24 protein-coding genes are annotated in these 26,952 nt (G+C 52.2%); 16 read left to right on the top strand and 8 right to left on the bottom strand.

Features of this window, described 5'->3' with window-relative positions:
• The first annotated feature begins 1 nt into the window (after position 1).
• From K7H08_RS16405 to K7H08_RS16395, 3 genes are all read left to right on the top strand, one after another.
• Positions 2–286, top strand: coding sequence for a YeaC family protein (locus K7H08_RS16405; protein WP_038483142.1), 285 nt, complete (start codon positions 2–4; stop codon positions 284–286).
• The gene (locus K7H08_RS16400) at positions 270–1,136 is read left to right on the top strand and encodes a DUF2797 domain-containing protein (RefSeq protein WP_231658549.1); all 867 of its coding nucleotides are present in this window, start codon (positions 270–272) and stop codon (positions 1,134–1,136) included. Before K7H08_RS16405 ends, K7H08_RS16400 begins: the two co-directional genes overlap by 17 nt.
• Before the next feature lie 143 nt (positions 1,137–1,279).
• Positions 1,280–1,705 carry a CopD family protein gene (locus tag K7H08_RS16395; RefSeq protein WP_095604605.1) on the top strand — a complete coding sequence of 142 codons (426 nt, stop codon included), beginning with the start codon at positions 1,280–1,282 and terminating at the stop codon, positions 1,703–1,705.
• A 55-nt stretch (positions 1,706–1,760) separates the two neighbouring features.
• Here the strand turns inward: K7H08_RS16395 and K7H08_RS16390 are convergent, their stop codons facing one another.
• Positions 1,761–2,228 (bottom strand): DUF2231 domain-containing protein, encoded by a 468-nt coding sequence (locus tag K7H08_RS16390; protein ID WP_231658548.1) that lies wholly within the window; start codon positions 2,226–2,228, stop codon positions 1,761–1,763.
• A 68-nt stretch (positions 2,229–2,296) separates the two neighbouring features.
• Here K7H08_RS16390 and coxB point away from each other — a divergent pair, with 68 nt between their 5' ends.
• Genes coxB through K7H08_RS16370 form a run of 4 tightly spaced genes read left to right on the top strand, consistent with a single transcriptional unit; the run spans position 2,297 to position 8,455 of the window.
• The gene (coxB, locus tag K7H08_RS16385) at positions 2,297–3,361 is read left to right on the top strand and encodes a cytochrome c oxidase subunit II (RefSeq protein WP_231658547.1); all 1,065 of its coding nucleotides are present in this window, start codon (positions 2,297–2,299) and stop codon (positions 3,359–3,361) included.
• Positions 3,358–5,883 carry a cytochrome c oxidase subunit I gene (gene ctaD, locus K7H08_RS16380; protein ID WP_231658546.1) on the top strand — a complete coding sequence of 842 codons (2,526 nt, stop codon included), beginning with the start codon at positions 3,358–3,360 and terminating at the stop codon, positions 5,881–5,883. The genes coxB and ctaD overlap by 4 nt, the downstream gene beginning before the upstream one ends.
• Positions 5,884–5,888: 5 nt before the next feature.
• A complete protein-coding gene (locus K7H08_RS16375; protein WP_198350117.1) occupies positions 5,889–6,233 on the top strand; it encodes a hypothetical protein in 345 nt (114 codons plus the stop codon).
• Between the two features lie 23 nt (positions 6,234–6,256).
• Positions 6,257–8,455 carry a heavy metal translocating P-type ATPase gene (locus tag K7H08_RS16370; RefSeq protein ID WP_231658570.1) on the top strand — a complete coding sequence of 733 codons (2,199 nt, stop codon included), beginning with the start codon at positions 6,257–6,259 and terminating at the stop codon, positions 8,453–8,455.
• 25 nt (positions 8,456–8,480) lie between these two features.
• On the opposite strand, the gene K7H08_RS16365 is transcribed toward K7H08_RS16370, so the two are convergent.
• On the bottom strand, positions 8,481–9,365 hold the full coding sequence (locus tag K7H08_RS16365; RefSeq protein WP_095604599.1) for a LysR family transcriptional regulator: 885 nt from the start codon (positions 9,363–9,365) through the stop codon (positions 8,481–8,483).
• Positions 9,366–9,423: 58 nt separating this feature from the next.
• Between K7H08_RS16365 and K7H08_RS16360 the strand changes: the two genes are divergently transcribed.
• Positions 9,424–10,203 carry a sulfite exporter TauE/SafE family protein gene (locus K7H08_RS16360; RefSeq protein WP_231658545.1) on the top strand — a complete coding sequence of 260 codons (780 nt, stop codon included), beginning with the start codon at positions 9,424–9,426 and terminating at the stop codon, positions 10,201–10,203.
• 11 nt (positions 10,204–10,214) lie between these two features.
• On the opposite strand, the gene K7H08_RS16355 is transcribed toward K7H08_RS16360, so the two are convergent.
• From K7H08_RS16355 to K7H08_RS16340, 4 genes are all read right to left on the bottom strand, one after another.
• The gene (locus K7H08_RS16355; protein ID WP_231658544.1) at positions 10,215–10,511 is read right to left on the bottom strand and encodes a winged helix-turn-helix domain-containing protein; all 297 of its coding nucleotides are present in this window, start codon (positions 10,509–10,511) and stop codon (positions 10,215–10,217) included.
• Positions 10,512–10,554: 43 nt separating this feature from the next.
• Positions 10,555–11,631, bottom strand: coding sequence for a PA0069 family radical SAM protein (locus tag K7H08_RS16350; protein WP_231658543.1), 1,077 nt, complete (start codon positions 11,629–11,631; stop codon positions 10,555–10,557).
• Positions 11,632–11,699: 68 nt separating this feature from the next.
• Entirely contained in the window at positions 11,700–13,337 is a 1,638-nt protein-coding gene (locus tag K7H08_RS16345) for a methyl-accepting chemotaxis protein (protein ID WP_231658542.1), read from the bottom strand.
• 122 nt (positions 13,338–13,459) lie between these two features.
• A complete protein-coding gene (locus K7H08_RS16340) occupies positions 13,460–14,914 on the bottom strand; it encodes a uracil-xanthine permease family protein (protein ID WP_120387171.1) in 1,455 nt (484 codons plus the stop codon).
• A gap of 517 nt (positions 14,915–15,431) precedes the next feature.
• Here K7H08_RS16340 and uraH point away from each other — a divergent pair.
• From uraH to K7H08_RS16300, 8 genes are all read left to right on the top strand, one after another.
• Positions 15,432–15,791, top strand: a complete 360-nt coding sequence (gene uraH / locus K7H08_RS16335; protein WP_038483178.1) for a hydroxyisourate hydrolase — start codon at positions 15,432–15,434, stop codon at positions 15,789–15,791.
• A 92-nt stretch (positions 15,792–15,883) separates the two neighbouring features.
• Entirely contained in the window at positions 15,884–17,083 is a 1,200-nt protein-coding gene (locus tag K7H08_RS16330; RefSeq protein ID WP_231658541.1) for a urate hydroxylase PuuD, read from the top strand.
• A gap of 200 nt (positions 17,084–17,283) precedes the next feature.
• Positions 17,284–18,081, top strand: a complete 798-nt coding sequence (locus K7H08_RS16325; protein WP_231658540.1) for an IclR family transcriptional regulator — start codon at positions 17,284–17,286, stop codon at positions 18,079–18,081.
• Between the two features lie 351 nt (positions 18,082–18,432).
• On the top strand, positions 18,433–20,220 hold the full coding sequence (gene gcl / locus K7H08_RS16320; RefSeq protein WP_231658539.1) for a glyoxylate carboligase: 1,788 nt from the start codon (positions 18,433–18,435) through the stop codon (positions 20,218–20,220).
• A 68-nt stretch (positions 20,221–20,288) separates the two neighbouring features.
• Complete coding sequence (hyi, locus tag K7H08_RS16315) at positions 20,289–21,065, top strand: hydroxypyruvate isomerase (RefSeq protein WP_193068403.1); 777 nt, start codon at positions 20,289–20,291, stop codon at positions 21,063–21,065.
• Positions 21,066–21,174: 109 nt separating this feature from the next.
• On the top strand, positions 21,175–22,059 hold the full coding sequence (locus K7H08_RS16310) for a 2-hydroxy-3-oxopropionate reductase (protein ID WP_231658538.1): 885 nt from the start codon (positions 21,175–21,177) through the stop codon (positions 22,057–22,059).
• 159 nt (positions 22,060–22,218) lie between these two features.
• A complete protein-coding gene (locus K7H08_RS16305) occupies positions 22,219–23,541 on the top strand; it encodes a glycerate kinase type-2 family protein (protein ID WP_231658537.1) in 1,323 nt (440 codons plus the stop codon).
• Positions 23,542–23,664: 123 nt separating this feature from the next.
• The gene (locus K7H08_RS16300; protein WP_038483199.1) at positions 23,665–24,396 is read left to right on the top strand and encodes a GntR family transcriptional regulator; all 732 of its coding nucleotides are present in this window, start codon (positions 23,665–23,667) and stop codon (positions 24,394–24,396) included.
• A gap of 123 nt (positions 24,397–24,519) precedes the next feature.
• Here the strand turns inward: K7H08_RS16300 and aceF are convergent, their stop codons facing one another.
• Both aceF and K7H08_RS16290 read right to left on the bottom strand, forming a co-directional pair.
• On the bottom strand, positions 24,520–26,223 hold the full coding sequence (gene aceF, locus K7H08_RS16295) for a dihydrolipoyllysine-residue acetyltransferase (RefSeq protein WP_231658536.1): 1,704 nt from the start codon (positions 26,221–26,223) through the stop codon (positions 24,520–24,522).
• 58 nt (positions 26,224–26,281) lie between these two features.
• On the bottom strand, positions 26,282–26,952 hold a 671-nt coding region (locus K7H08_RS16290; protein WP_442908345.1), incomplete at its 5' end, for a transketolase-like TK C-terminal-containing protein.

Genomic DNA, 26,952 nt, shown 5'->3' with positions numbered 1-26,952 from the left:
GATGAGTGATATGACCTTCGATAAAATGATTAATCAAATGACGCCCGCCATTTACGAAAGCCTTAAGCAGGCAGTGGCGTTGCGCAAATGGCCCGATGGCCGGTATTTAACGCCAGAACAGACCGAGTTGTGCCTGGAGGCGGTGATGCGTTTTGAGGTGGAGAATAACGTTCCTGAAGAGAGCCGTGTCGGCTATCTGGAGCAGCGTACCTGTGGTGCTGGCGCGACCGGTGCCGGTGTTTCCCCTGAAATGGCAGGCCTTGCCCGGGATGCTACGCGTGACTGATGATCTGTTTGCCTCGGTAGCATCCCCGGTGCAAGGATGTTTGCAAAAAATGGCGGCTGACTTACCTAGCCGCCAAGATGATCGGGTGGTGTATCACCTTCGCGCGGGCGACCATCGAATACCACTGAATGAGCGTATCGGCTCACCGATGCGACTTGCCTGGAGCGGCGCTATTGCTTGTACCCACTGCGGGCGGGCAACCAAAAAAAGTTTTGCTCAAGGCTACTGTTACCCCTGCTTTAAGCGTTTAGCCCAGTGTGATACATGCATTATGAAACCCGAGGCGTGCCACTATCATCAGGGCACCTGCCGGGACCCCGAGTGGGGTGAAAAGCACTGCTTCCAGCCACACATTATCTACTTAGCGAACTCATCCGGTTTGAAGGTAGGTATCACCCGCAAAACGCAAATGCCAACCCGCTGGCTGGACCAAGGGGCCATTCAGGCATTGCCCATTCTTGAGGTAAATACCCGGCAACAGTCTGGTTTTGTCGAAATGCTCTTTAAAGAGCAGGTGGCCGACCGAACTAACTGGCGTGCCATGCTTAAAGGCGAGGTGAAGCCATTGGATTTGTGCGCAGAGCGTGACCGTCTTTTTAACCTGTTAGCCGATGGGTTAGGGCAGTTACGTGACGTGCACGGTGCGGATGCCATTCGTATCCTGGATGAAACGCCACTGGACTTTCATTATCCCGTGGCGACTTTTCCGAGTAAGGTGACGTCCCATAACTTTGATAAGCAGCCGCTGATTGAAGGTACTCTTCAAGGTGTAAAAGGGCAGTACCTGATCTTTGACACCGGGGTTATTAACCTGCGTAAATTCACCGGTTACGAAATCACTGTGGAGTAGCTCTCGCTATATCTCCTAACACGGGCTTTTAACTGATTATAACTGCTTATCTTCACTATCCTGCCTAGCTAGAGTCGCTTTTGTTAACTAAGGTTATCTGGGGCAAATCCCGTTATCGCCTTACGCAACGCAAGGAAGCCTCAATGCCATGGCTAAAACTGCTGCACATCGCCGCGCTAGTTACCTGGTGCGGCGCGCTTCTCTATTTACCCGCTCTGCTTTTGCATGCGCTCCAGCTGCGTAAAGACGCGGGGTTCGCGCAAGGCACGCCCCCTATGCCGCGATTTTTCTACAACTCCATTGCAACACCTGCTGCCCTGGTCGCCATCGCGTCGGGCACGCTGCTGTTTCTGTTACATGGCCTTCTCGGAGGGTGGTTAATTCTAAAGCTAGGTGCCGTGGTGCTAATGGTGGCTGCCCACGGCTGTTTCGGCTGGCTGATTTTGCGGCTGGAAATGGGGATTTTCAAAGGCGTAAAAGTTGCCAGTCTATGCGCCTTAATCCTCGCGTTAACGGGGATATTGGGTGTGCTTGGGTTTGTGCTCTCCAAACCGCTGGCTTGGAGTTAACGCGATGAAGATTATTCGCTTAAGTGCCAACACTACTATTGCCGACATTGCACTGTTAAGGCGACTTCTCAACGTCGACGCCGACAGCATGCTCGTATACCAACTGGCCGCCCAGCCAGCCTGCCAGCGCGATCAGGCAGGCAGTGGCCAGCGAAATGGCCAGCCCCCAGGGCAGTACCGCGCCAGGTTCATTAAATCGCAGAAGCCAATTAAGCGACGCCAGGGAAAGCATAACAACGGCTACAATCGCGTGGCTCCAGCCGGTGATCAGGCGGCGGATCCGCGCCACGGTGACCAGGTCAATAATGCCCGCTACCGAAGCAATCCAGCCGCCAAACGCGCCTACCCCCGCCAACCACAAACCGCTGCGCAGCCAGAATGGGTCTTGGGTATACCAGTAAGCCAGGTCGCTGGCGACCAGCGCCATCAGTGCGGCCACAGGAAAGTGGATCATCACTGGGTGAAGCGGATGGCCAGCCAGCGCGGCACGGCTTTTTATCGAGCGTTGGGGAGTAAGTGTCATGGTCACTTCCTGTGGTTAGACAAAGCGAAAAAGTCATTCAGACCAACGGCATGCCAGGAAAATTGCAAATGAGGGAACGTAATGGCGTAACGTCCACCATCATTTCATATTTATCGTCGCGATGGGGCCAGCGAACAGCATGCTTGCTTGGGACTTTCTTACTGGTGAGCTTAGCGGGCTGCACAGGTGATAGATCTATCTTAGACCCTGCTGGGCCTGCTGCGCGAGACGTGCGGCTAATTTGGTGGGTAATGCTCGGATTTGCCACCCTTGTACTGATTGGGGTGACAGCTCTTTGGCTTTACGCCTTTAAACCAAGAAATGTGGAACGCACACCTACCCAGGAGCGCCGTATCGCTCGCCGATGGATTATTGGCGGCGGCATTATGTTGCCTGTGGCCAGCATTACCGCGCTGCTACTGTTTGGCGTTCCCGCCGGCCAGCGGATGCTAACGCTACCCATGAGCGAACCGCCAGAAGTTATCGAGGTGATTGGCCATCAGTGGTGGTGGGAAGTGCGCTATCCCGATGCTGAAGGCGGTGAGGTTGTGACCGCTAATCAACTGGTGATGCCTGCTGGAGAGCCAGTAGATTTTCATGTCAGTGGTGCCGATGTGATTCATGCGTTTTGGGTGCCCCGGCTGGGGGGGAAAATAGATATGTTGCCGGGTCGCGTAAATAAAATTCGTTTACAAGCCGATGAGCCCGCGGTGTTTGGTGCGCAGTGTGCCGAACTTTGCGGCGTGGGCCATGCCCATATGCAATTGCATGTGGAGGCCTTGCCACGCAGCGAGTTCGAGGCATGGTTAACTGCAAGACAAGAGGCGACGCTTAGCGAACTGGCCGTTGCCGATGCTACTTACGACGACGCGCGAGATGCTTTTATGGCGCATTGTGCCCGCTGCCACCAGGTAGAGGGCGTTAGCCAAGGGGGCATTGGGCCAACGCTTTCAGATGTGGGCGGTCGCGCCACGCTAGGCGCGGGGGTGATTGCCATGGAAGAGGGGGCGGTGAGTCGCTGGTTGCAGCATCACCAAACGCTAAAGCCAGGCAATAAGATGCCTACCCACAGTGAAATTGAAACGGACACCTTGGATGCCCTGGGTGCTTGGCTGGAGGCCTTGTCACCATGAAGAGTGTCAATCAAGAAGCCATTGAGCATGACCCGCAGCAATTGCACGAAGACTTGCACACCATTTGGGGGAACCCCAAAGGTCTAAGGTCCTTAACTATCGTCAACCACACCACGCTTGGCCTACGTTTTATGGTCACGGGGATGGTGTTTTTCCTGATTGGCGGCATTTTAGCAATGCTGGTGCGAACCCAGTTAGCGATGCCCGACCAAAACTTTATGTCGCCAGACATTTATAATCAGGTCACCACCATGCATGGCACGGTGATGATGTTTCTGTTCGCCATTCCTATGCTGGAAGGGCTGGCGATTTACCTGATCCCAAAGATGATCGGTGCCCGCGACCTGGTCTGCCCTCGGCTAACATCACTTGGCTATTTCTGCTATTTATTTGGCGGGATTATTCTTACTTCCAGCTTGATTATTGAAATGGCGCCTTCCAGCGGCTGGTTTATGTACACCCCGCTTAGTAGTAAAGAGTTCGCGCCTGATCTGGGCTCAGATTTTTGGCTGTTAGGCATCACGTTTGTGGAAATTTCCGCAGTGTCTGCGGGTGTCGAGTTGGTAGTGTCGATATTGCGTACTCGCACTCAGGGCATGGCGCTGCATAAAATGCCGTTGTTCGCTTGGTATATCTTGGCCATGGCGCTGATGATCGTGGTGGGGTTTCCACCGTTGATACTTGGCAGCGTTTTACTGGAACTTGAGCGCGCCGTTGGTATGCCATTTTTCCAGATTGCGGGAGGCGGCGACCCCATCCTGTGGCAGCATCTGTTTTGGCTGTTTGGTCACCCTGAGGTCTACATCATCTTTCTACCTGCCGCGGGCATTGTTTCCACGCTAATACCGGTTTTTGCCGGGCGGCCTATTGTCGGTTATGGGTGGGTGGTAGCTGCCATCGCTATTATGGGTTTTATCAGTTTTGGGCTTTGGGTACACCACATGTTTACAGTGGGTATCCCTCAGCTGGCTCAGGCATTTTTCTCGGCGGCTAGCATGCTGGTGGCGGTACCAACGGCGATTCAGGTGTTTGTTTGGCTGGCTACCCTGTGGCTAGGTAAACCTAAAATGAAACTGCCCATGCTTTGGGTGATGGGCTTTTTGATTATTTTCGTTTGCGGTGGCTTAACCGGGGTGATGTTGGCGCTAGTGCCATTTAACTGGCAGGTGCACGATACCCACTTTGTGGTAGCCCACATGCACTATGTGTTGGTGGGAGGCATGTTCTTCCCACTCATTGCCGGGCTTTACTACTGGTTGCCGCTATTTTCCGGGCGTATGCCATCTGAAAGCCTCGGGCGTTGGGGGTTCTGGCTAACCTTTTTAGGTTTTAACGGTACGTTTCTGATTATGCATTGGACGGGCCTTTTAGGTATGCCCAGGCGTGTTTATACCTATGAAGCTGGTTCTGGGTGGGAGATTTATAACCTGCTCTCATCCGTCAGCAGCTTTGTGCTATCGGCGGGTATTGCCATGGTGTTGCTGGATATCGCGCTGCACTTCCGGTTTGGTAAACCCGCCAAACAGAACCCATGGAATGCCGATACGCTGGAATGGGCTAACTCGATGCCCCCAAGCGCTTATAACTTTGTCAGCTTACCTACTGTAGAAACACGGCATCCGTTGTGGGATGACCCGAATTTGCCACATACCATGGCGAAGGGTATGCACGGCTTAGCGGTGGCTTCCCACGGCCGGCGTGAAATCTGGGGTAGCGACCCGATTACTGGCAAAGTGCGCGAAATCATTCACCTGCCTGGTAACTCTTGGTGGCCGCTGTTTGCCGCAGCAGCGCTGGCAGTGGTGTGCATTAGTTTATTAACCCGTGTCTATGCGCTAGCGGGCATCTTTGTAGTGATTGCTGGCGTGTTGCTACTGCGCTGGTCGTGGGAGAACGGTGCACACCCGAATGCGGCTCCTGATGCCGGCGTGAAGCCAGGCGATCCGCCGCTCCATTCACGTACGATGGATGGCCCTGGGCTTTGGGCAATGGCGGTGTTTTTAATTGCCAACGGTTCGTTCTTTCTTTCCTATCTGTTTGGCTGGTTTTATCTATGGACTGTTTCGCCTGAGTGGCAAATGCCAGATACACCGCCTCTGTCTCTGCTGATAACGGGCATAGCTGGCGGGGCGGTTTTAGCTGGGTGCGTGGTGGTAGAGAAGCTGGTGCGCGGGCTGCGTCAGCAGCGTGATGCAGGGTTAAGAGCAAGTCTCTATTTAGCCGCTGCGTTAGGCGCGCTTCAAGTGGGGCTCGCTGGCTGGGCGCTCTGGCGAGCCGATCTTTCACCGACCCAAACCACCCACGATGCGGTGATGCTGGTGGGGCTTGTTTACGCGCTTTTTCATGGTGGCTTGGCGGTTATCTTAACGGTATTACAAGGCATGCGCGTTGGCTATGGCTACGTGGGTGCTCATGCGCCGTTTGAACCCGCCGTAGTGGCACTACTTTGGCGCTATAACGTGGTCACATTCTGGTTGTTAGTCGGGGCGTTGGCGATACTGCCTCGGGTGATAGGAGGATAATGGTGATGGTACGACTACATTTTACTCATCCCATCCACTTAATTATCGGACTAACGCTATGGAGCCTATGGTTTGTGGCGGTTTATAGCGGCCTTTCAGTAGCCTGTGCGGTGGCGCCACCATCGCCAGAAGCGGGAGCGCTTACAGGTCTTAATGCCGCGCTAGGTGGTGTTAGTCTTATTACTGCCGTAGGGCTTGTGGCGCTTGCCTGGGGGAGTTGCCAAGTGGCGAAGCAGCATCAAGGCCGTCAGCGCTTTCATGCCACTGTCTCGGCGTGGCTATATTTGTTTTCCGCTTTCGGTGTGGTGTTTGCGGGTATGCCGATTATCAGTGTGCCGCCTTGTCTATAAGTCATAACGCCCACGTTAGCTCGATGCCAGAAGACGATAAAACATCTAGCCATAACAATCCCCTCTATACCCTGCATGGTATGTGGTGTACCAGCTGTGCTCTGGCAGTAGAGGGGGCGCTAGCACGTCTGCCTGGGGTCATCGACGTTAGCGTCCACTACCCCACGGCAACCGTGTGGGTGAAAGGTGCGCGAGACGCAGTCGATCTGACGGAGCTTGCGCCGGTAGTCAAACGGTTGGGCTATCGGCTAACTGAATTAGAAGCTGTTGATGATGCCCATGATCGTCTTGAGCAGGAGAGCCGCTACCTTACCTTGCGGTTGTTAGTAGGCACGGCTTTCGGTATGTGGACCATGTTGGCATCACTGCTTATTTATGTGGGAGCGCTACCGAACGCATCGATAGAGCAAGTGGTGGCGTGGATATCGGGCGCCTTTGCGCTACCCGTAGTGGTGTATTCGGGCTGGCCGTTTTACCGAGCAGGCTGGCGTACGTTGCTTGCCAAACGCCCAGGGATGGATGTGCTGGTTAGCCTTGGTGCGATCGGTGCAGTGAGTGTGTCGATTGGGTTGTTGTGGCGCGGCTCGGCGGAGGTGTATTTCGATACGGCGGTTATGCTGATTGTGCTGTTGCTCGTTGGGCGACTGGTAGAAACGCTGTGCCGACACCGTGGACTGAAAGCGCTGGATGCACTGGCGTTGCCAGATGCGGCTATAAGCGCTTGGCAAAAGGGGGCCTGGGTCTTACTACCTGTCAATGATGTGGCTGCGGGTACGCGCGTTAAGCTAGCGCCGGGGGAGCTAGTGACGCTAGATGGCATTCTTGATGCTCCCGGTTGGATTGATACCGCCTCACTGACCGGTGAAAGCTTGCCACGTCACTTCAATGCAGGGCAGAGAGTGTATGCCGGCTGTCGCTACCTAGGCACGACACCACTGATAATGCAGGTCACTGCAGGGGTTGGTAAACGCCGATTGGATCGACTGCGTCATGAAATGCGCCGCTATCAGGCCCAAAAAGGGCAACTGCAGAAACTAGCCGACCGTTTTGCCGCCTGGTTAAGTCCTTTGGCACTTGTGCTCTCGCTAGTGACGTTGCTTGGTGCGCTACTCGTTGGATTGGGCTGGGAGGATGCATTGGTGCGTGCGCTCTCAGTGCTCGTGGTGGCATGCCCCTGTGCCGTTGGGCTGGCGGTGCCGTTGGCTAGTCTTGCCGGTAGCGGTCAGGCTATGCAGCAAGGTATTGTGCTGCGTGACCCCGCCGCGCTAGAAATCTTGGCGCGTATTCGTTCAGTAGCGCTGGATAAAACCGGAACCTTAACGACAGGATGCCATGCGGTACTGCACTGGCAAGCGCGGGATGGCATTGATGAACACACGTTGCAGCACAAGCTCACCAGCGCTGTTGCCGGGAGCGAACACCCATTGGCGCAAGCATTGGCGCGCTGGTCGGGTGGCCAAGATCAACAAAGCTTTCAGCCTTCCATAGAAGACGTTGATGAATTCCCCGGGCAAGGACGCCGTGTTCGCCTTGTAAACGGTGAATGTCTGATGATAGGTAGCGCCGGTTGGCTGACACGACAGCAGGTTGATGTTCCTTCCCAGGCGGAAGAGGCCGCGCTGGCTTTTGCTTCCCAAGTAATGCTGGCGGATGAGTCAGGCTGGCTGGCGACGTTCTACCTGACCGATCAACCCGTCGACGATGCGGAGCTAAGCGTGAAGCACCTGCTAGGGTCAGGTTATCTGGTTGCAATGATCAGTGGTGATCGACAGGGCGCGGTTAGTTGGGTAGGCGAGCGTGTTGGTCTGGTGCGCGAGGCTTGCTATGCCCAGCGCTCTCCGGAAGCCAAGGCACGGCTATTACGCGGGTTACCATCGCCAACACTGTTTGTGGGAGATGGCCTAAACGATACGCTAAGCTTGGCGGCAGCAGACGCTGGCATTGCCCCACTGAGTGCCAGCGAAGCTGCCCGCGAGGGAGCATCCGCCCAGCTAATGACACCAGGGATCGGTGGGATAGTAAAATTGCTTAGCATCGCTAAGCGTACGCGGCGTGTTATGGAGCAAAATCTTTTCTTTTCGGCACTCTATAACACCCTGGCACTTGGCGTAGTCGTCGTCATGGCTATACCACCGTTGATCGCAGTGCTCGCCATGGCAATAAGCTCGCTCAGCGTGACGCTTAACGCCGCACGATTAGCATGGTCAGAGCCGGATAGTTAAACGGCGGGTAGTTCTCGTTCAGTGCTTAGGGAAGCCGTAAATGAGTAAACAGGCTTTGCATAGCCGGTGACAGTGATGCTTCATCGCGATAGCACAAGCACAGTTGCCGTTTGGCCCACGGGTCGTTTAGATTCACAACGCTAAGGTCGTAACGCTGTAGCCATTGTTGCGCAATGCCTTTAGGAATAATGGCGATGCCTACTTGGTGGGCTACCAAATTGCACAGCTCACCAAATCCTTTCATGCGTATCCGTAGTGTTAATGAAGCCCCAAGCTGGCGAGCCTGCTCTTCGATTTGAGCTTGCAGCGCACTTTCCTCGCTCAATCCAACCATTGGCAGTCCGACAACTTCGTGAAAGCTAATCCATGATTGGCTAGATAGTGGATGCCCCTTGGCCACCACAACGACTAAATGGTCAGGCACCAGAGCGTCGCGTTTTAAGCCCTCTGCGTTAGCCGCATCGGTGATGATTCCCCCCTCAACAATGCCGGCTTGGATCGACTGAATGATTGCTAGGCTGGTTCGCTCCTTAACGTCCATATGCAGTGAAGGGTGGGCTTGTAACCAGGGCGCAAGCTTGCGAGGCAAAAAAGAGGCAAGTGCGGCAGTATTTGCATGCAGTCTAAGCGTTCCTGACAGCCCCTTGGCAAACGCTTCAAGTTCACCGCGCATTTTTTTATGCTGCAGCAACATTTGCCGAGCGTGGTGAGCTAGGGCTTCTCCGGCTTCTGTTGGCATAACACCGCGGGGGTGGCGTTCAAGCAGTTTGACTTCAACATCGGCCTCAATACGGCGCAGGCGTTCACTGGCAGAACCCAAGGCTAGGTGAGCATTCATGGCTCCTTGAGTGATGCTACCTGCTTCGACAATACACAGAAAAAGATGAAGATCTGATAAATCCAAGCGCATAAAAAGCTCCTATTCCACCCTAAGGCTGAGCCGAAGCCTAAGAGGAAAATACCTGATTGTGGCGGGGTTCCAGTCACGCTTCAATGTCGTCATGACAAACGATATTGCTACGCTAATTTGGTTGTTGGGCACATTCCTGCTAGCAGGCTTGGTGAAAGGAGTAACCGGAATGGGGCTGCCTACCGTTGCTATGGCTCTTCTGGGGGCGCTTTACTCACCCGTTGTTGCCGCAGCATTATTGATAGTGCCCTCGTTAATTACCAATATTTGGCAGTTTTTGAAGGGCGGTTATCACTGGCACGTTCTAAGCCGCTTTTTTAGCATGATGCTTGGTATTCCCGTCGGCGCTTTTTTGGGTGCGCCGCTATTGAGCCAGCTTGACGCAGATTGGGCAGCGTTTAGTCTGGGAAGCGCCTTAATGCTTTATTCCATATACTCTTTTTGGGCGCCTGTGATTAATATTCTGCCCAAGTATGAGTCCTGGTTGTCACCCATTATCGGTCTTTTAACTGGATGGATTACAGGGGCAACAGGTGTGTTTGTACTTCCAGCAGTGCCTTATTTGCAGGCACTTGGGATAGAAAGGAACGAACTGATCCAAGCATTGGGACTCTCGTTTACGGTTTCTACCCTGGCGCTACTCAGCAGCCTAGCGGTGCAACACTCTTTGGAAGCCGTGCACCTGACGCTTTCGCTGTACGCGGTACTCCCTGCATTAGCCGGTATGTGGTTGGGGAGCTTAATTAGAAACCGTATATCGACAGGGCAGTTTCGTTGCTGGTTTTTGCTAACGTTGTCGCTGTTGGCCGTAGACCTGATGTCACGACCCTTTCGCTAAGTGCTTGTGCGTCAGCAATAGCCAAGTGCCACCTTTAGCCGTTCCGCATGAGTAGCAACCCAGTGAGGATCTATCGCCCCCCAGTCACGTATCTGGTAGTGGCCAATATTATGGCGCTCACCTTCGCTTTTCTCGAATACACACTCGATATCCAGCTCTGTAAGTGAGGCGATAGTATCCTGCGCGGTACGACGAGGCATACCGGTGGCCTCAATTAACGCTGGTACGCTTGCGACGCCTTGCTCAATTAAATGCGCGACATACAAGCGGCGGTAAAAACTTGATTTGGTCTTGCTAAGCGAGGTCATTGGGTTTCCTTTTGCGGGAAGCTACTACATCAAAAGGCTTAGCTTAAATGAATAAATCCCCTTGCGCCCGTGGTGGTCGAAAGTCGTGGGTGTTCAGGCCCTGTTCGGTGCGTGGCTGCATGTTCCACTGACGGCTGGCGCGATTAAAGCGCTGGGCGATCAAGTCGGCAAAGACACCTTCACCTCGGAAGCGTTTACCAAATTGTGCATCGTAGTTTTTGCCGCTTCGGCATTGGCGAATCAGGCTCATTACCTTAGCGGCTCGCTCGGGGTAGTGGGCTTGTAGCCAGGCTTCAAACATTGGTGCGACTTCATGGGGCAGGCGCAGCAGCATCCACGTTGCTGTGCGCGCGCCAGCTCGACTGGCCGCTTCTAGAATGCGTTCAATTTCGTGATCAGTAAGGCCAGGAATAATCGGTGAGACCAGCGTACCCACTGGAATGCCTGCGGTGTTGAGCTCGCGGATCACTTTTAAGCGCGTCTGAGGCGAGGCCGCCCGGGGTTCCAAGGTACGTTTTAGGTTGGCATCCAGGCTTGTCAGGCTAACAAACACCCGCACTAACCGATGCTCGGCCATTTCTGCTAGCAGGTCTAAATCCCGCAGTATTAGCGTGCTTTTAGTAACCAAGGTGACCGGATGCCTACATGCCAGTAGCAGCTCTAATAAACGACGAGTTGTTTGGTATTTCGCTTCCAGCGGCTGATAACAGTCAGTGTTACCGGAAAGGTTGATAGGACGACATACATAATGGGGGTGGCTAAGCTCGTCTATTAAGTGCTCAACTAATCCTGTGCGGGCGATTAATTTAGTTTCAAAATCGAGCCCCGGTGACAAATCCCAGTAGGCGTGGGAAGGGCGAGCGTAGCAGTAAATGCAGCCATGCTCGCAGCCGCGAAAAGGGTTGAGTGAGCGGTCAAAAGGTAAATCCGGTGAACGGTTCCAGGAAAGCGCGCTCTTGCTGGGTTCCTCGCGTATCTCCGTTGCAAGCGAAGTAGTGGCCCCCTCATGCCACCAGCCATCATCCTCTACCACGCTGCAAGTTGGCGAAAAGCGGTTATGCGGGTCGTAGGTCGCACCACGTCCTTTATACACGGTAGCGCTGGAAGGGGAAGAAGCCATTAGTTGCCACCTCTGCACGGACTAGAGTTGCCATATATGTGTATATATACAGTATATGGCGTTTGGCTCTATGTGCAAGGTACGGCTTGGTGAGGTAGCGAAGTCAGCTGAGCATGTGATTGGGTGTTTTCACTGCTGGCGTTGAGTTTAAACCTAAGCACAACCTCGGTTAACCGTTCAGCCTCATGTTCTAACTGAGTGGCGGAGGTGCTGGCTTGCTCCACCATGGCAGCATTCTGTTGAGTCGTCTGCTCCATTTCGCCAACAGCACTATTTACTTCGTTGATGCCAACACGTTGCTCCTCGCTAGCGACTGCGATCTCATCCATCAAAGTGGTAACACGCTTAACGGATTCCATAATGGCGACCATTGACTCACTGGCTAAATCCGCTTGTTGAGTGCCTGCTTCTATTTGGCTTACTGACGTTGCAATCAATTGACGTATATCCGCTGCGGCATCAGCGCTGCGGGTTGCCAGCAGGCGAACTTCACTGGCTACCACGGCAAATCCTCGACCATGTTCACCTGCTCGGGCTGCTTCAACTGATGCATTGAGCGCTAAAATATTGGTCTGAAAAGCGATTGAGTCAATTAAGCCAATAATGTCGGTAATCTGTTGCGAGCTACGACGTATCTCATGCATTTTACTAACCACATGAGTCACGACATCACCACCTTGCTGTGCATTATGCGCAGCTTCTTGAGCAACGCTGCTAGCTTGCGCTGCGTTGTCACTGTTGCGTTCCATGGTGGCCGTCATTTCTTCAATACTGGAGGCAGTTTGTGTTAATGACGCGGACTGACGCTCGGTTCGCGAGGCGAGATCTTGGTTGCCTAACGCAATTCCCCGTGCGCCTGCAAAAACCTCTTCACTGCTATGGCGCACGGTTGCCACCGTTTCCAACAAATCTTTTTGCATGTTACGTAGTGAGTTGAAGAGAATGCCGATTTCATTTCGGCCATGCACTTCAATTTCTCTAGAAAGGTCACCTTTAGCAATATATTGAAAGTGCTCGTTGATGCGTTGCATTGGGCGAATTAAGTTGACGCTTACGCCCCAGTAGACAATGGCAGTGATGATTAACGCGATGATGAATACACTGATAATAGTTGAATTAGCTAAGTTGACCACTGAAGAGAAGTTATCCAAACGCTTATTACCTTCGTCTTCTACCGTATGAAAAAAATTAACGGCATCTTGATAAAAAGTGTCATAGGCATCATGGGTACCATTGCGCAGGCGTTGGTAGCCAGTCGTGTCCCCTTGGTAAAGCGAGTCAAGTTGAGGGAGTAGCTGGTGACTCATCATGCTATTGAAGCTACTCTCTATTTCACGAATGAAGTGCTCATGAGAAGGGTTGAATGATAAAGAAAGAAATTCAGCGAACACGTTGTCTGCGCTTTCAAGCAGATTACGCATTTCATCAGCTCGTTGGCGTCTTTCAACGGCAGTAAGAGAAGGTTGCGCCTCTAGCAGCTCTTGGTACAGGCGGCCCATTTGTAAACGTACATTTTGTATCGATGAATTGGTTCTGTTCAGTGTCGATTGTTGATTGACATTGACGTTGGTAAATTGCTCGATGCTTTCCTGACTATGATTGACCGCGTAGAGTCCGGTGCCACTCAGTAGTAGCAGTAATGTCAGAAAAGAGAATAAAACGAGTGACCAGCTCATTCTCATTGTTAGATTGTTTAAGCGGTGCATGTGTCACTCCATTAATATCATTATTGTATTCTGCAATAACGCAATAGAACTGCCGGGCTAGCGGCAGTTCTAAAGCGTCGTACATGTTTTAAATGATGGTCTGGTTGCTAATTAACACATCATTATTCGGCATGAACGCTACGTTGGCTAAGGTTATTACCTTGGTTATTGGTTTCGTCCTTAGTGTCTTTATCTTCGTTAGCAATCTTTTCCCTTTCTTTAGCCTCATCTGAAAGAGATTTTTTGGGTAGGACGATGTTCAGAGTGAAAGCCGTAATAGCGGCCACAACGATAGGCGCTCCGCCAATCAAGTCTCTTAATACCGCAGGAAACTGCTCAATAGCTGATGGCTCTGCAGCGATGCCTAAGCTTAGTGCTAGGGAAAGGCCGACGATGGTCATATTGCGCGCAGACATCTCATCTTTAACCAGCAACTGGATGCCGGTCATGGTAATCATGCCAAACACGGTAATTGTTGCACCACCTAGAACGGGGTAAGGAATCGTCGTAATCATTGCGCCGAATTTCGGACTGAGACCCGCCAGAATCATAAAAATACCTGCCAGCGCCAGTACGTATCGGCTAATTACCTTGGTCATGGCTACGATGCCAACATTCTGGCTGAACGTAGAGGTGGGCAGGGCGCCGAAGAAAGAGCTGACGGTAGTGGTTAAACCATTGCCGAGTAGGCCGCCGGTAAGCTCTTTTGTTTTTAGCTCACGGTTCATACCGCCAACGGTTGTGGCAGATAAATCCCCAATAGTTTGTACGGAGTTGATAACACAAATGACGACCATCGAAGCAATGGCCGCAGTGTGAAATTCCATCTCAAACGGCATTAGTTTAGGAACGGCTACCCAGGATGCATTGGCTACGTTATCGAAATTAACCAAGCCTAGCGATAGGGAAAGTAAATAGCCCACCACAATGCCCACAATAATGGCAGAGAGCTTAATCACCCCTTTACCAAATTGAGCTGCAATTAAGACAGTGAGCAACGTAACGACAGCGACGATCCAATTAATGGGGTCACCAAAATTGGCAGCATTAACGTTTCCACTGCCCGCCATATAGCGAATAGCGATGTCATATAGCGACAGACCGATTACCAATACCACTGTTCCTGCCACGACAGGGGGGAACAGGTGGCGTATATATTGGATGAAGTAGCCCACCACGACCATGGTCATACCGCCAATCAACTGGGCGCCGAGTATTCCTTCAATCCCGTACTGAGCGCCAACTGCCACAAGCGTCGGTACGTAGGCAAAGCCGACACCAAAGATAGCAGGTAAGCGTGCACCGAATTTCCACACACCGTATAGATGGAACACGGTACAGACACCTGATGCCAGTACCGCTATCTGGATAAGCAGGAGCTTTTCTTCGACGCTCGCGCCAACGACTCCGGCAACGATAATAGGCGGTGTTATCACGCCAGCAATCATGGCCAGTAGGTGCTGAAGAGAAAGCGGCAGCACCTTTAAGAATTTGGGTTTTCCATAAAAATCAAAGAGGGAGGTGCTCTTTCCATCTATTCGCGCTCGCTCTTCCGACGAGGCAATTGCGTCACTCATGAGGGACTCTCCATTGTTGTTGTATTCAATGATTTGAAATTATTGTTCATTTTTGAAGTTAATACTGTACACAAAAAATCTGCTGAAAATAAATAATTTCGCCCTGTTTATGCTCATCTATTTGGCTAATAGCGCTTCTTGATACGAAAAATAGCATGCTGGTTTCTCAGCTACGTCTACCATATTTTTTGCTCAAGCTTTTGATTTTTAATTTATTTTTAAATATCTCTGCCAGGGAGGGGCTTGTGTATAGATGCCTGGTCGTCGCCTAGGAAAGAAAATCTGAGTAGCTAAGGTAGCGTCAAAATTTTGGCGCTGGACAGGGTGAACAACGCTTCCTAATAAAAATGTATACAAAAATTCTTTGAAATGTGTCGATTTTTTATATAGAAATGTAGTCATTGGGTTTTGGGCTATGCCGTGTCTTACCCACTGTTGAGCTACTTATTGTAAGTAAGGCATTGGGAAAAAACAGGGTAATAGCTCTAATTACATTAATAAAATATTGGAGAAACCAATGGGTTACGTGACAACTCATGTTCTGGATACTGCGCAAGGCTGCCCAGGCGAGGGAGTCAAAATTGATCTGTATCGTGTCGTTAACGGCGAACGCAGCTTCCTCAAAACGGTAACCACCAATGATGATGGCCGCTGTGACCATCCCATATTAGATGGCGACGAGCTACAAGAAGGGGAGTACGAGTTGGCGTTTCATGCAGGCGATTACTTCGCCAGTCAGGCTGGCCGAGTTGCGGATAACGGGCCTGCCTTCTTAAACGTGATACCGCTTCGCTTCGGGGTCAATGACGCCACACAGCACTATCACGTGCCATTGCTGCTATCGCCCTATGCCTACTCTACGTATCGCGGCAGCTAAAGAGACTTAATCAATAGTCCCGATAAAAATAGCCCTGATAAAAAACCTAATGCTGCCGACTAACAACAAACAAATGAGGCGAGGAAGCCGACATGCTGTCCTACTTAATTGATTTTTCTAATTTTATGCTTCGCTGGCTACACGTTATTGCCGCGATTGCCTGGATTGGTGAGTCTATCTACTTTGTCATGCTAGATAATGGCTTAAAATCCCCCAAAGATGAAAACTGCCGCAAAAAAGGCGTGTTTGGTGAGATGTGGGCCGTGCACGGTGGCGGCTTCTATCACAATCAGAAATATGCCACCAGCCCGGAAAAGCTGCCTGATGACCTCCACTGGTCCTTCTGGAAGGCTTATACCACTTGGTTATCTGGCTTCGCTTTATTCATTATTTTGTACATGTTTAATCCTGGCTTTTATTTGGTTAATCCCAATAGTAGTTGGGAGTGGGCTGCCAATATGACCGGCTGGCAGGCCAACGTTTTGGCGCTGACCTTTTTGTTATTGGGTTGGGTGGTTTACAACGAAATGTGTAAGCGCATCAGCCCCAACATGGAGCGCGATGGCCTATTAAGTATTGGTGTTGCGATCATGATGGTGGTGGTGGCGTACCTGAGCACTCAAATGTTCTCAGGTCGTGCCGCATTTCTATTGACCGGGGCTGTTATGGCAACGGCGATGTCTGCCAACGTGTTCTTCTGGATCATTCCAGGGCAGCGCCGCATTGTTAAGGCGATGAAAGCTGGCGAAACGCCAAATCCGTTAGACGGCAAACGTGGTAAGCAACGCTCGGTACACAATACGTACTTTACGTTACCCGTTGTCTTATTAATGATCAGTAATCACTACTCCTTTGCATACTCTCACGCCTATGCATGGGTCATCATGGCATTGCTGATTTTTGCGGGTGCATTAATTCGTCAGTACTTCGTGTTGATGCATGCTGGGAAAATACGGCCTGGTTATCCTGCGGCAGGTGTCCTCTTGATTATGGTGGCGTTTTGGATAGGGATGCCAGCTAACCAACAAGCTAATGCTGGTGCAGAGAGTGGGACAGATATTGCTGATGTGCAGGCGGTTATTGAGCAGCGCTGCGTTGCGTGCCATGCCCAATCGCCAACACAGCCCGGTTTTCCTGCTCCTCCTGCGGGCTTTGCCTACGATAACCTTGAGCAAATTTTGCATCACAAAGAGAGCATTCAGCAAGTCGTGGCCAGTGGATACATGCCCCTTGGCAACATGACCAATATGACAGATGAAGAGCGCGGGTTGATTGGAGAGTGGTCTGAGTAACTAGCTCGCTCGTTGTGACGTCAGCAGCTAACACCTTCTAGCGCTCTAGTGGTGATAGCTGCTGTATTAGCTGAGTTCCTTAACGCATGCTCAATGTTGCTTTAAATCATTAATGGCAATCGGTCAGTGGTAGATTTGCGCAGGCGTTGGGGGTTTTACGTTATCTCGATAATACAAATAACGAAGTGAGTTAACCCGCCATGAGTGATAAGGAAAAAAAACATTTAATTCCCGCGCTTGAACGCGGGCTGACGATTTTAATGGAGCTCAATCGTCATCATCGCGAAATGAGTTTTGCTGAGATCGTCAAACGCGTTGGTTATCCCCAGTCGACGTCGTATCGCGCAGTCCAGACCTTGGAGCATATGGGGTTTCTACGCCATCACCCGGTCACTGGATTGTATTCGCTGGGTGTGAACGTGCTAAAACTGGGCTTTGAATATGTGGCCTCATTGGATGTTGTGCAGGTAGGCCATCCTGTTATTGAGTCGCTATGCGAGCAGACCGGCTGCTCAAGTCATATTGCCGTTCGCGACGGAAGGGATGCCGTTTATGTGGCCCGTGTGGGTGCCACTAACGCCACAATTCGTCGCGTTAGTGTAGGAACACGAATTCCACTGCACTGCACGTCACTAGGGCGACTGCTTCTGACAGATCTCTCAAAAGAGGAATTTGAATCGCTTTATCCTGACGACCAACTACTTAATAAAGAACTCGGTGCCCCCATCCGGCGTGATGTTCTATGGGACTTAGTTCAGGAAGACCGTCAGCGTGGTTATGTCATTGCCGATTCTTACTATCACTTTGGTATTTCATCGATTGCCTACCCGCTCTACAACCATGATGGGGTAGTGGAGGGCGTTGTTAGTATCATGGTGCCTGTGCATGAATTTGCCGAGGATGAGCGAACCAAGCTGCAAGCGCTGGTGCAAGTGGCCGCGAGAACAATCTCCGATATGCTAGGGCACGATCAAGCCCTTGCGAAACGCGATGGCTAGGTATTGCAGACGGCAATAGCACGCTGCGTGCGGGATTAAATCTACACCATTTTCCCCCTGTATGGACTGGATGCAAAAGCACCGGTCCGATTGGCATGCCTGTTTTTACCAATGCCGAGAGCGTTTCGTTAGTAACACTTGCGCTCCCTTGTACGTGTTTATACCCAATATAATCCATATTAAATATTTGATTTAAAATGATTTTTATTGCGTTTGCTGAATTTAGTGGAAATATTTTCCATTAAATATTGACAGTGCTTCGGATGGCGCATACTTTGAATATTGTTTCGTATACAAAATTAAATACAAAAATGAATACAAAATGTATTCACTCTTCGAGGAGAAGTTGTGATGGCTAAAATGACAGCTGCAGAAGCCGCCATTCACGTCCTGAAAAAAGAAGGTGTTGATGTTGCCTTTGGTGTGCCAGGTGCTGCTATCAATCCTTTCTACGCTGCGATGCGTAAAGTGGGCGGCGTAGATCACGTGTTAGCACGCCACGTGGAAGGCGCTTCACACATGGCGGAAGGGTATACCCGCACAACCGCTGGCAACATTGGTGTGTGTATCGGTACTTCTGGTCCCGCGGGCACGGATATGATTACGGGCCTGTATTCTGCCAGTGCTGATTCAATTCCGATTCTATGTATCACTGGCCAAGCTCCCCGCGCCAAGATGCATAAAGAAGACTTCCAGGCCGTCGATATTCAGACGATTGCTGGCCCGGTAACCAAATGGTCCGTTACGGTGATGGAACCTGCCCAGGTACCGCGCGCATTCCAGAAAGCCTTCCAGCTTATGCGTTCTAGCCGTCCTGGACCGGTACTGATCGATCTTCCCATCGATGTACAGATGAGCGAAATCGAGTTTGATCCGGACACCTACGAGTCACTTCCGGCTTATAAACCCTCAGCATCTCGTGCCCAAATTGAAAAAGCATTGACGATGCTCAACGAAGCCAATAAGCCGCTGATCGTGGCTGGTGGTGGCATCATCAATGCCGATGCTGCCGAGCAATTAGTTGAATTTGCTGAGCTAACCGGGGTGCCGGTGATCCCGACGCTGATGGGGTGGGGAACGATCCCGGATGACCACCCGTTAATGGCAGGCATGGTAGGGCTGCAAACGTCGCACCGATACGGCAATGCGACCATGTTGGCCTCTGACTTTGTCATGGGGATTGGTAATCGGTGGGCTAACCGACACACTGGCAATGTTGAAACGTATACAAAAGATAGAAAGTTTGTTCACGTTGATATCGAGCCTACGCAAATAGGCCGTATTTTTGGGCCTGACTACGGCATCGTTTCTGACGCTAAGCTTGCCCTAGACCTGTTTATCGACGTCGCTCGTGAAATGAAGGCCAGCGGACAGCTTAAAAACCGTAGTGCCTGGGCACAAGAGTGTCAGGAGCGTAAGCGCACGCTACTGCGCAAAACGCACTTCGATAACGTGCCGGTGAAACCGCAGCGTGTTTACGAAGAGATGAACAAGGTTTTTGGTAAAAATGCACGCTATATCAGCACGATCGGTTTGTCGCAGATTGCCGGCGCTCAGTTCCTGCATGTGTACAAGCCTCGTCACTGGATTAACTGTGGCCAAGCTGGGCCACTAGGCTGGACAGTGCCTGCAGCACTGGGTGTTTGCCGTGCCGACCCTGATGCCGAAGTGGTTGCGCTGTCTGGCGATTACGACTTCCAGTTCATGGTGGAAGAACTAGCGGTTGGGGCACAGTTTAACTTGCCGTATATCCACGTGCTGGTGAACAACTCTTATCTCGGTTTGATTCGCCAGGCTCAGCGTGGCTTCGACATGGATTACTGTGTCCAGCTCTCGTTCAAGAACATTAACTACACCGACGAAGAAGCGGCGCTCGCTGAGTATGGCGTAGATCACGTGTCGGTTGCTGAAGGCCTTGGCTGTAAAGCGCTGCGTGTCACTACACCCGATGAGATTGCACCTGCGTTAGAGAAAGCGCGTGAGCTAATGCGCCAATACCGTGTGCCGGTCGTGGTGGAAATCATTCTCGAGCGCGTTACCAATATCTCGATGGGCACTGACCTTGATGGGGTTAATGAGTTCGAAGCGTTAGCTGAAAACCTTACCGATGCACCGAGTTCTATTGCCAGCCTGACGTAACGCACCAAGGTGCTTCCAGGCAAGTCGCTGAAGTCGTTATTAAGACGCTAAAACGTTAGGAGAACACTATGGCTAAGTTTGCCGCGAATCTCAGTATGCTGTTCACTGAAGTCGATTTTCTTGATCGCTTTGAGGCCGCCGCAAAGGCGGGCTTTAAAGGGGTTGAGTACCTTTTTCCCTATGACTATGCGGCAGCTGACATCAAGCAGCGCTTGGATGCGAATGGCCTAACCCAAGTGTTGCACAACTTACCTGCGGGAGATTGGGGAGCAGGCGAGCGAGGCATTGCTTGCCATCCCGACCGGGTAGAAGAGTTTCGTGCCGGTGTGGATAAAGCGATCGACTATGCCACTACGCTTGAGTGCAAGCAGGTGAACTGCCTAGCGGGTATTCAGCCTGAGGGCGTTAGTGATGCTGAAGCTCACCGTACCCTGGTTGAAAACCTTCGCTACGCTGCCGAAAAACTCAAAGCAGCCGGCATTTTGCTGCTTGCAGAGCCTATCAATACCCGTGACATTCCAGGCTTTTTCCTTAATCGCACCGAGCAGGCGTTGGCACTTTTTGACGAAGTCGGTAGCGATAACTTAAAGCTGCAGTATGACATCTACCACATGCAAATCATGGAGGGTGATCTTGCACCCACTATTGAAAAGCATTTTGCACGTATCGCTCACGTGCAGTTGGCGGATAACCCAGGGCGCCATGAGCCAGGAACGGGTGAGATCAATTATCCCTTCTTATTTAGCCACCTGCAGCAGCTTGGCTATGACGGCTGGATCGGCTGCGAGTACAAGCCCAAGACCACGACGGTAGAAGGTTTAGGTTGGTTAGATAAGGCGCGTTAACCCTGTATGACTTAAAACAGGCAAGTGAGTAGATAGTCGTTAACTCAGGAAATCTAAATCATTTAGAAACAATAGGTTGGTTTCTAAAAGACGCGAATGGAGAACAATTATGAGTAAGATTGGTTTTATTGGTTTAGGCATTATGGGGCGTCCTATGGCGGGGCACCTGCTCGACGCTGGTCACTCTTTAGTGACTGTTAAACGCGGCACTTTGGATGCTGCGCTTGCCGAAAAAGGCATGAGTGAAGTCGCTTCTCCCAAAGCGGTGGCTGAAGCGTCTGATGTCATTATCACCATGGTGCCCGACACGCCCGATGTCGAAAGTGTGTTATTTGGTGAGGAAGGCGTGATTGAAGGTCTGAAGCCCGGCACCCTGGTGATTGATATGAGCTCCATTGCCCCAATGCAGACCCAGGCATTTGCCAAGCGGATTACCGATGCGGGCGGAGAGTTTGTCGATGCGCCGGTTTCTGGTGGTGAAGGTGGTGCAATTAACGCTGTACTTACCATCATGGTGGGCGCAACAACGGAAGGCTTTGAGCGAGCCAAGCCATACCTGGACGTTGTTGGGAAGACGATTACCCACATCGGCGGCTATGGTGCAGGTCAGACGTGCAAAGTGGCTAACCAGATTGTGGTTGCGCTAACGATTGAAGCAGTGGCAGAAGGGTTGCTGTTTGCCTCTAAAGCCGGTGCTGATGTCGCTAAAGTACGTGAATCACTGATGGGCGGTTTAGCTCAATCGAAAATCCTCGATGTTCATGGCGAGCGCATGATCAAGCGCACCTTTGAGCCTGGGTTCCGCGTTCGTCTGCACCAGAAAGATCTCAACTTGGCGTTAGAGGGTGCTAGGACGTTAAACCTGTCATTGCCAGGCACCGCCAATGCACAGCAGCTGTTCCAAGCGTGTGTTGCCAACGGGGGCGAAGATTGGGATCACGCAGGTATTGTGCGCGCTTTAGAAAAGCTGGCAGACCATGAGGTTGGCCAATAGCGTGCCTTTGTCAGGCAGGCCAGCGTCTGTTGGCCTGCCATTAAGCTCTTTTTACTGAGTTTTAAGTTCTTTTACTAAGCTTTCCTAGCTCTTTGTTTACGTTCTTTTCTAAGCTCCTTTTTGAGCCCTTTTCCTGATCCCTGCCCGAGGAGTCTCTTGATGAATTCCCTTGTTCGCTTGGCGCCTTTTACCAGTGAAGAGGCGACCCGCCAGTGGCTGAATCAACTGGCCGAAACGGCTATTGCTGCGGTACATCCCGATAGCTTATTAACTGCCCAGTTGCCTGAAAAACCGCCAGGCCGAACTGTCGTCGTGGGCGCGGGTAAGGCCGCCGCCGCCATGGCGCGCGCATTAGAGTTGGCGTGGGAAAAACGCGCTCGTGAGTCAGGCGAAGAGGTCGACTTAACAGGCGTAGTAGTGACCCGTTATCAGCATGGGGCAGCCTGTCGCTATATCGATGTACTTGAAGCCTCTCATCCAATGCCTGATGCGCTGGGTGAGCAAGCCGCTAAGCGCATGCTTGATGAAGTGAGAAACCTGGGTGAAGACGATCAAGTGATCGCACTCATCTCCGGCGGCGGCTCCGCGTTAATGACTCTGCCGGCGGACGGCATTTCGCTAGAAGACAAACAGGCTCTGAATAAGGCGCTGCTTCGATGCGGTGCACCGATCCGTGAAATAAACACCGTAAGGCGCCATTTGTCTGCAATTAAAGGCGGGCGGTTGGCCACCGCTGCGCACCCCGCGCAAGTGGTGACGCTACTTATTTCGGATGTTCCTGGTGATGTGCCTTCATTAATTGCCTCAGGCCCGACGCTGCCGGATAACACAACGTCGTTAGATGCCTTGGCAATTTTAAACCGCCATGAGATTGAGGTGCCTGAGCATGTGAAGCGTCATTTAATGGCCGACCATCGTGCTCCTCAGACCTGGAGCCAAGGATTTTCACGGGACAAATCGACTATCCTGGCCCGTGCGCGGGACGCACTGAAGGCCGCCCAACTCAGCGCCGAAGAGAGTGGCCTAGAGGTAAGAGTGCTAGGTGATGATCTTGAGGGTGAAGCAAGAGATTTAGGCATTGCCCAAGGGCGTATGGCGTGCAAGTTGCAGTCTGAAATTACTCGTCCGCTGCTGGTACTGTCAGGTGGTGAAACCAGCGTTACCGTGCGTGGTAATGGTCGAGGAGGGCGCAACGTTGAGTACCTGCTGGGGCTTTTTGATACGCTAAAAGGATGTGATGGCATTTATGCAATTGCTGTTGATACCGATGGCATTGATGGCTCTGAAGATAATGCAGGCGCGTTAATTGGGCCTGAATGCTGGCAGCGAGCTAAGGCATTATCGCTTTCTGCACAGGATTACCTTGCCCGTAACGATGCGTACAGTTTCTTTGATGCGTTAGATAACCTCGTGGTAACGGGGCCAACCCGAACCAATGTTAACGATTTTCGAGCGATTCTTATTCTACCCAACCCGTCGTAAGGCTGTGGTTGTGCCCTCATATCGACTCGATTACCCGTTAAGGCATTGTTTTGCGTGGTTCTGAGTGGTTGTCCGAGGGGTAAACATGATAAGTTTCGTCGAGGTTCATTAGAGAGTTAGGCCATGACCCTCGGCTGGCACAAGAAAGGTTTTACCAAAACGAAAGAAGGTCGCGTTAGCGATCAAGATATTGTTGAACACATCCGGTCTGCGGTACTGATGCAGCGACTGGCACCAAATACAAAACTGCCTGAAGTCACCATCGGCGATGTATTTGGCGTCAGCCGTTCAGTGGTGCGTAAAGCGTTAACACGGCTTGATGCTGAACATGTTATCGACCAACGGCCGAACCAGGTTGCCCGCGTCAGAGCGCCTTCGATTGACGAAACGCGAGAGACGTTTTCCGCGCGTAGGTTAGTGGAAGGTGAGATTGTCTCACTGTTGGCGGGTAAGCTGGATGTGGCGACTTACAAGGCGTTAGAGAAGCAGGTCGCCCTTGAAAAGCAGGCGTTTGAAAACGGTGACGAACCGTCACGCATTGAACACTCCCTCAATATTCATCATCTCCTTGCGCAGCATGCCCCTAATCGTATCTTGGGTGCGATGTTGACCGATCTCGTCTTGAGAACGTCAATTGTCATCGCTCTCTATAAGCGTCCGGGCTTGTCTTCTTGCTACTTGGAAGGCGATCATGCGAACTTGCTTGGGCACTTGGCGAGTGGTGATGCACAGGCGGCTAAGCAGGCGATATACACGCACCTTAATAGCTTAGAGTCTTTGCTGGTGCTGTCGTCTCAAGAGCCAGAAAACGACGACTTGATGACTATTCTAGGCGGTAAATCTGTTAGGGCGTGATTTGCTAGCCCTAGGTTTTCGGTAACCCTGGGTTTTCGCGAACAATAGGTTTCAATGCTCCAAACTGATGTCTCAAAAAAGCGGCGCCCTATTGGGCGCCGCTTTTGGCTTGCTGTGAGACGATTACAGCAGTAATCGGCGAATATCCGTCAGCACATCGGCCAGGAAGGCCGTAAAGCGGGCGGCATCCGCACCGTTAATCGCCCGGTGATCGTAGGAGAGCGATAGCGGCATCATTAAGCGCGGCTGGAAGGCACAGCCATCCCATACCGGTTTCATCTGCGCTTTCGACACCCCTAGGATCGCCACTTCCGGCGCATTAACGATCGGTGTGAACGCGGTTCCACCAATCGAGCCAAGGCTCGAAATGGTGAAGCAGCCACCGGTCATCTCATCACGCTTAAGCTTCTTGGTTTGCGCTTTCTTGCCTAGTTCCGCCATCTCCTTGGCTATCTCGATCAAGGATTTCTTATCGGCGTTGCGCACTACCGGTACCATCAGGCCATCTGGCGTATCCACGGCAATCCCGATATGCACGTAGTTTTTCCATACCAGCGTTTCGCCGTCGCCTTTCAGGCTAACGTTGAACTGGGGGAATTTACGCAGGGCAAAGGCACAGGCTTTGACCATAAACGGCAACGGTGTCAGCTTAGCGCCCTGGGCTTCAGCCTCGGCTTTCATGGCCTTACGGAAGCTTTCAAGCTCGGTAATGTCGGCCTCGTCGAACTGCGTCACGTGAGGCACATTGAGCCAGCTGCGGTGCAGATTGGTCGCGCCCATCTTGAGCAGGCGCCCCATCGGCTTCTCTTCTACGTCGCCAAACTGACTGAAGTCGACGTCCGGTATCGCGGGAATGCCAGCACCACCACTTGCTGCTGGGGCAGTCGCTGTTTTTGCTTTACCTTGGTTGGCTATGGCCTGTTTCACGTAGGCCTGTACATCTTCTTTCAGCACCCGGTCTTTCGGGCCACTAGGCTTAACAAGACTAAGATCAACATTTAGTTCACGTGCCAGCATGCGTACTGCTGGGCCTGCATGCACCAGCTTACTATCCCGTGGCTGATCATCAGCGATTTGTGCTTCCGGACTCGGGGTGCCTTCAAGAGAAGGCGCTTGTTTTACTGGTGCTTCAGCGACAGGTTTTTCAACGACCGGCTCTTCAGCAGCAGCCTGCGCTTGCGATGCGTCTTCTTCAGCCGATGCATCACCGCCTTCGCCAGCGATTTCCATCTGGCCGATCACGTCGCCTTCCGAGACGGTGTCGCCTTCCTTGACGGTCAGCGCAACGATCTTACCGCCGTGCGGGCTGGGCACGTCCATGGAGGCTTTATCCGACTCCAGGGTGATCAGGGTATCTTCGGCGTTGACCTCATCACCAGCGCTAACCGCGACTTCGATGATTTCAACGCTGTCGGAACCGCCCAGGTCAGGCACCTTGATGTCAACGGTCTGCTTGCTGCCACCGGCTTTTTTAGCTGCTGGGGCCTGCTCTTTAGTCGGTTCTTTTGGTTTGTCTTGTTTCGCTGGCGCGTCGTTGGACTGGCTGTCAGACGCGGGGGCTGACGTCTCTTCGCCACCGTCTGTGCCGCCTTCAACCTCCAGCTCAACGATGTCGTCGCCTTCGGAGACAGTATCGCCTTCTTTGACCAGCACTTTGAGCACCTTGCCGCCTTTCGGGGCCGGGACGTCCATGCTGGCTTTGTCGGATTCCAGGGTGATTAGGGTGTCTTCCGCTTCAATGACGTCGCCTTCTGACACCGCAATCTCGATGATTTCGACATCGGTATCGCCACCGATATCGGGAACTTTGATGATTTCGCTACTCAAGGTCGCGCTCCTTCCAAATCGGATCGAGCCGGCGGGCTTCTGCCCGCCGGGCAGCGGTTTAGCTGGTCAGCGGGTTCGGCTTGTTGGCGTCAATGCCATACTTCTTCAGCGCTTCGCCGACGTGCTTGCGATCAAGCTCACCGCGGTCTGCCAGCGCGCGTAGCGCCGCCACGGTGACGAAGTAGCGGTCTACTTCAAAGAAGTAGCGCAGCTTCTCGCGGGTGTCGGAACGGCCAAAGCCGTCCGTGCCCAGCACGGTGTACTCGCTCGGCACCCAGGCACGCACCTGGTCGGCGTAGAGCTTCATGTAGTCGGTGGAGGCAATCACTGGGCCGTCACGGCCTTCCAGGCACTTCGTCACGTGGGGCTTGTTGGTCTCGGCGTCCGGGTTCAGGAAGCCTTCACGCTCCAACAGCAGCGCTTCGCGGCGCAGCTCGTTAAAGCTGGTCACGCTCCAGATATCCGCGCCAATGCCCCAGTCGTTGGCCAGCAGCTCTGCGGCGGCTTCGACTTCGCGCAGGATGGTGCCGGAGCCCAGCAGTTGCACGCGGCCTTTGTCGCCCTGGGTTTCGTTGAGCAGGTACATGCCTTTGACGATATCGTCGGTGGGCACGTTCTCAAGCGCGGGGTGCTCGTAGTTTTCGTTCATCACCGTCAGGTAGTAGAAGCAGTTCTCTTTGTCGGAGAACATGCGCTTCAGACCATCCTGGAGGATGACCGCCACTTCGT

This window comes from Halomonas sp. IOP_6 (genome assembly GCF_021151565.1).
GTDB lineage: Bacteria > Pseudomonadota > Gammaproteobacteria > Pseudomonadales > Halomonadaceae > Vreelandella > Vreelandella alkaliphila.
The sequence above is the reverse complement of the archived record's forward strand: the minus strand, read 5'-3'. Positions and strand labels throughout refer to the sequence as shown.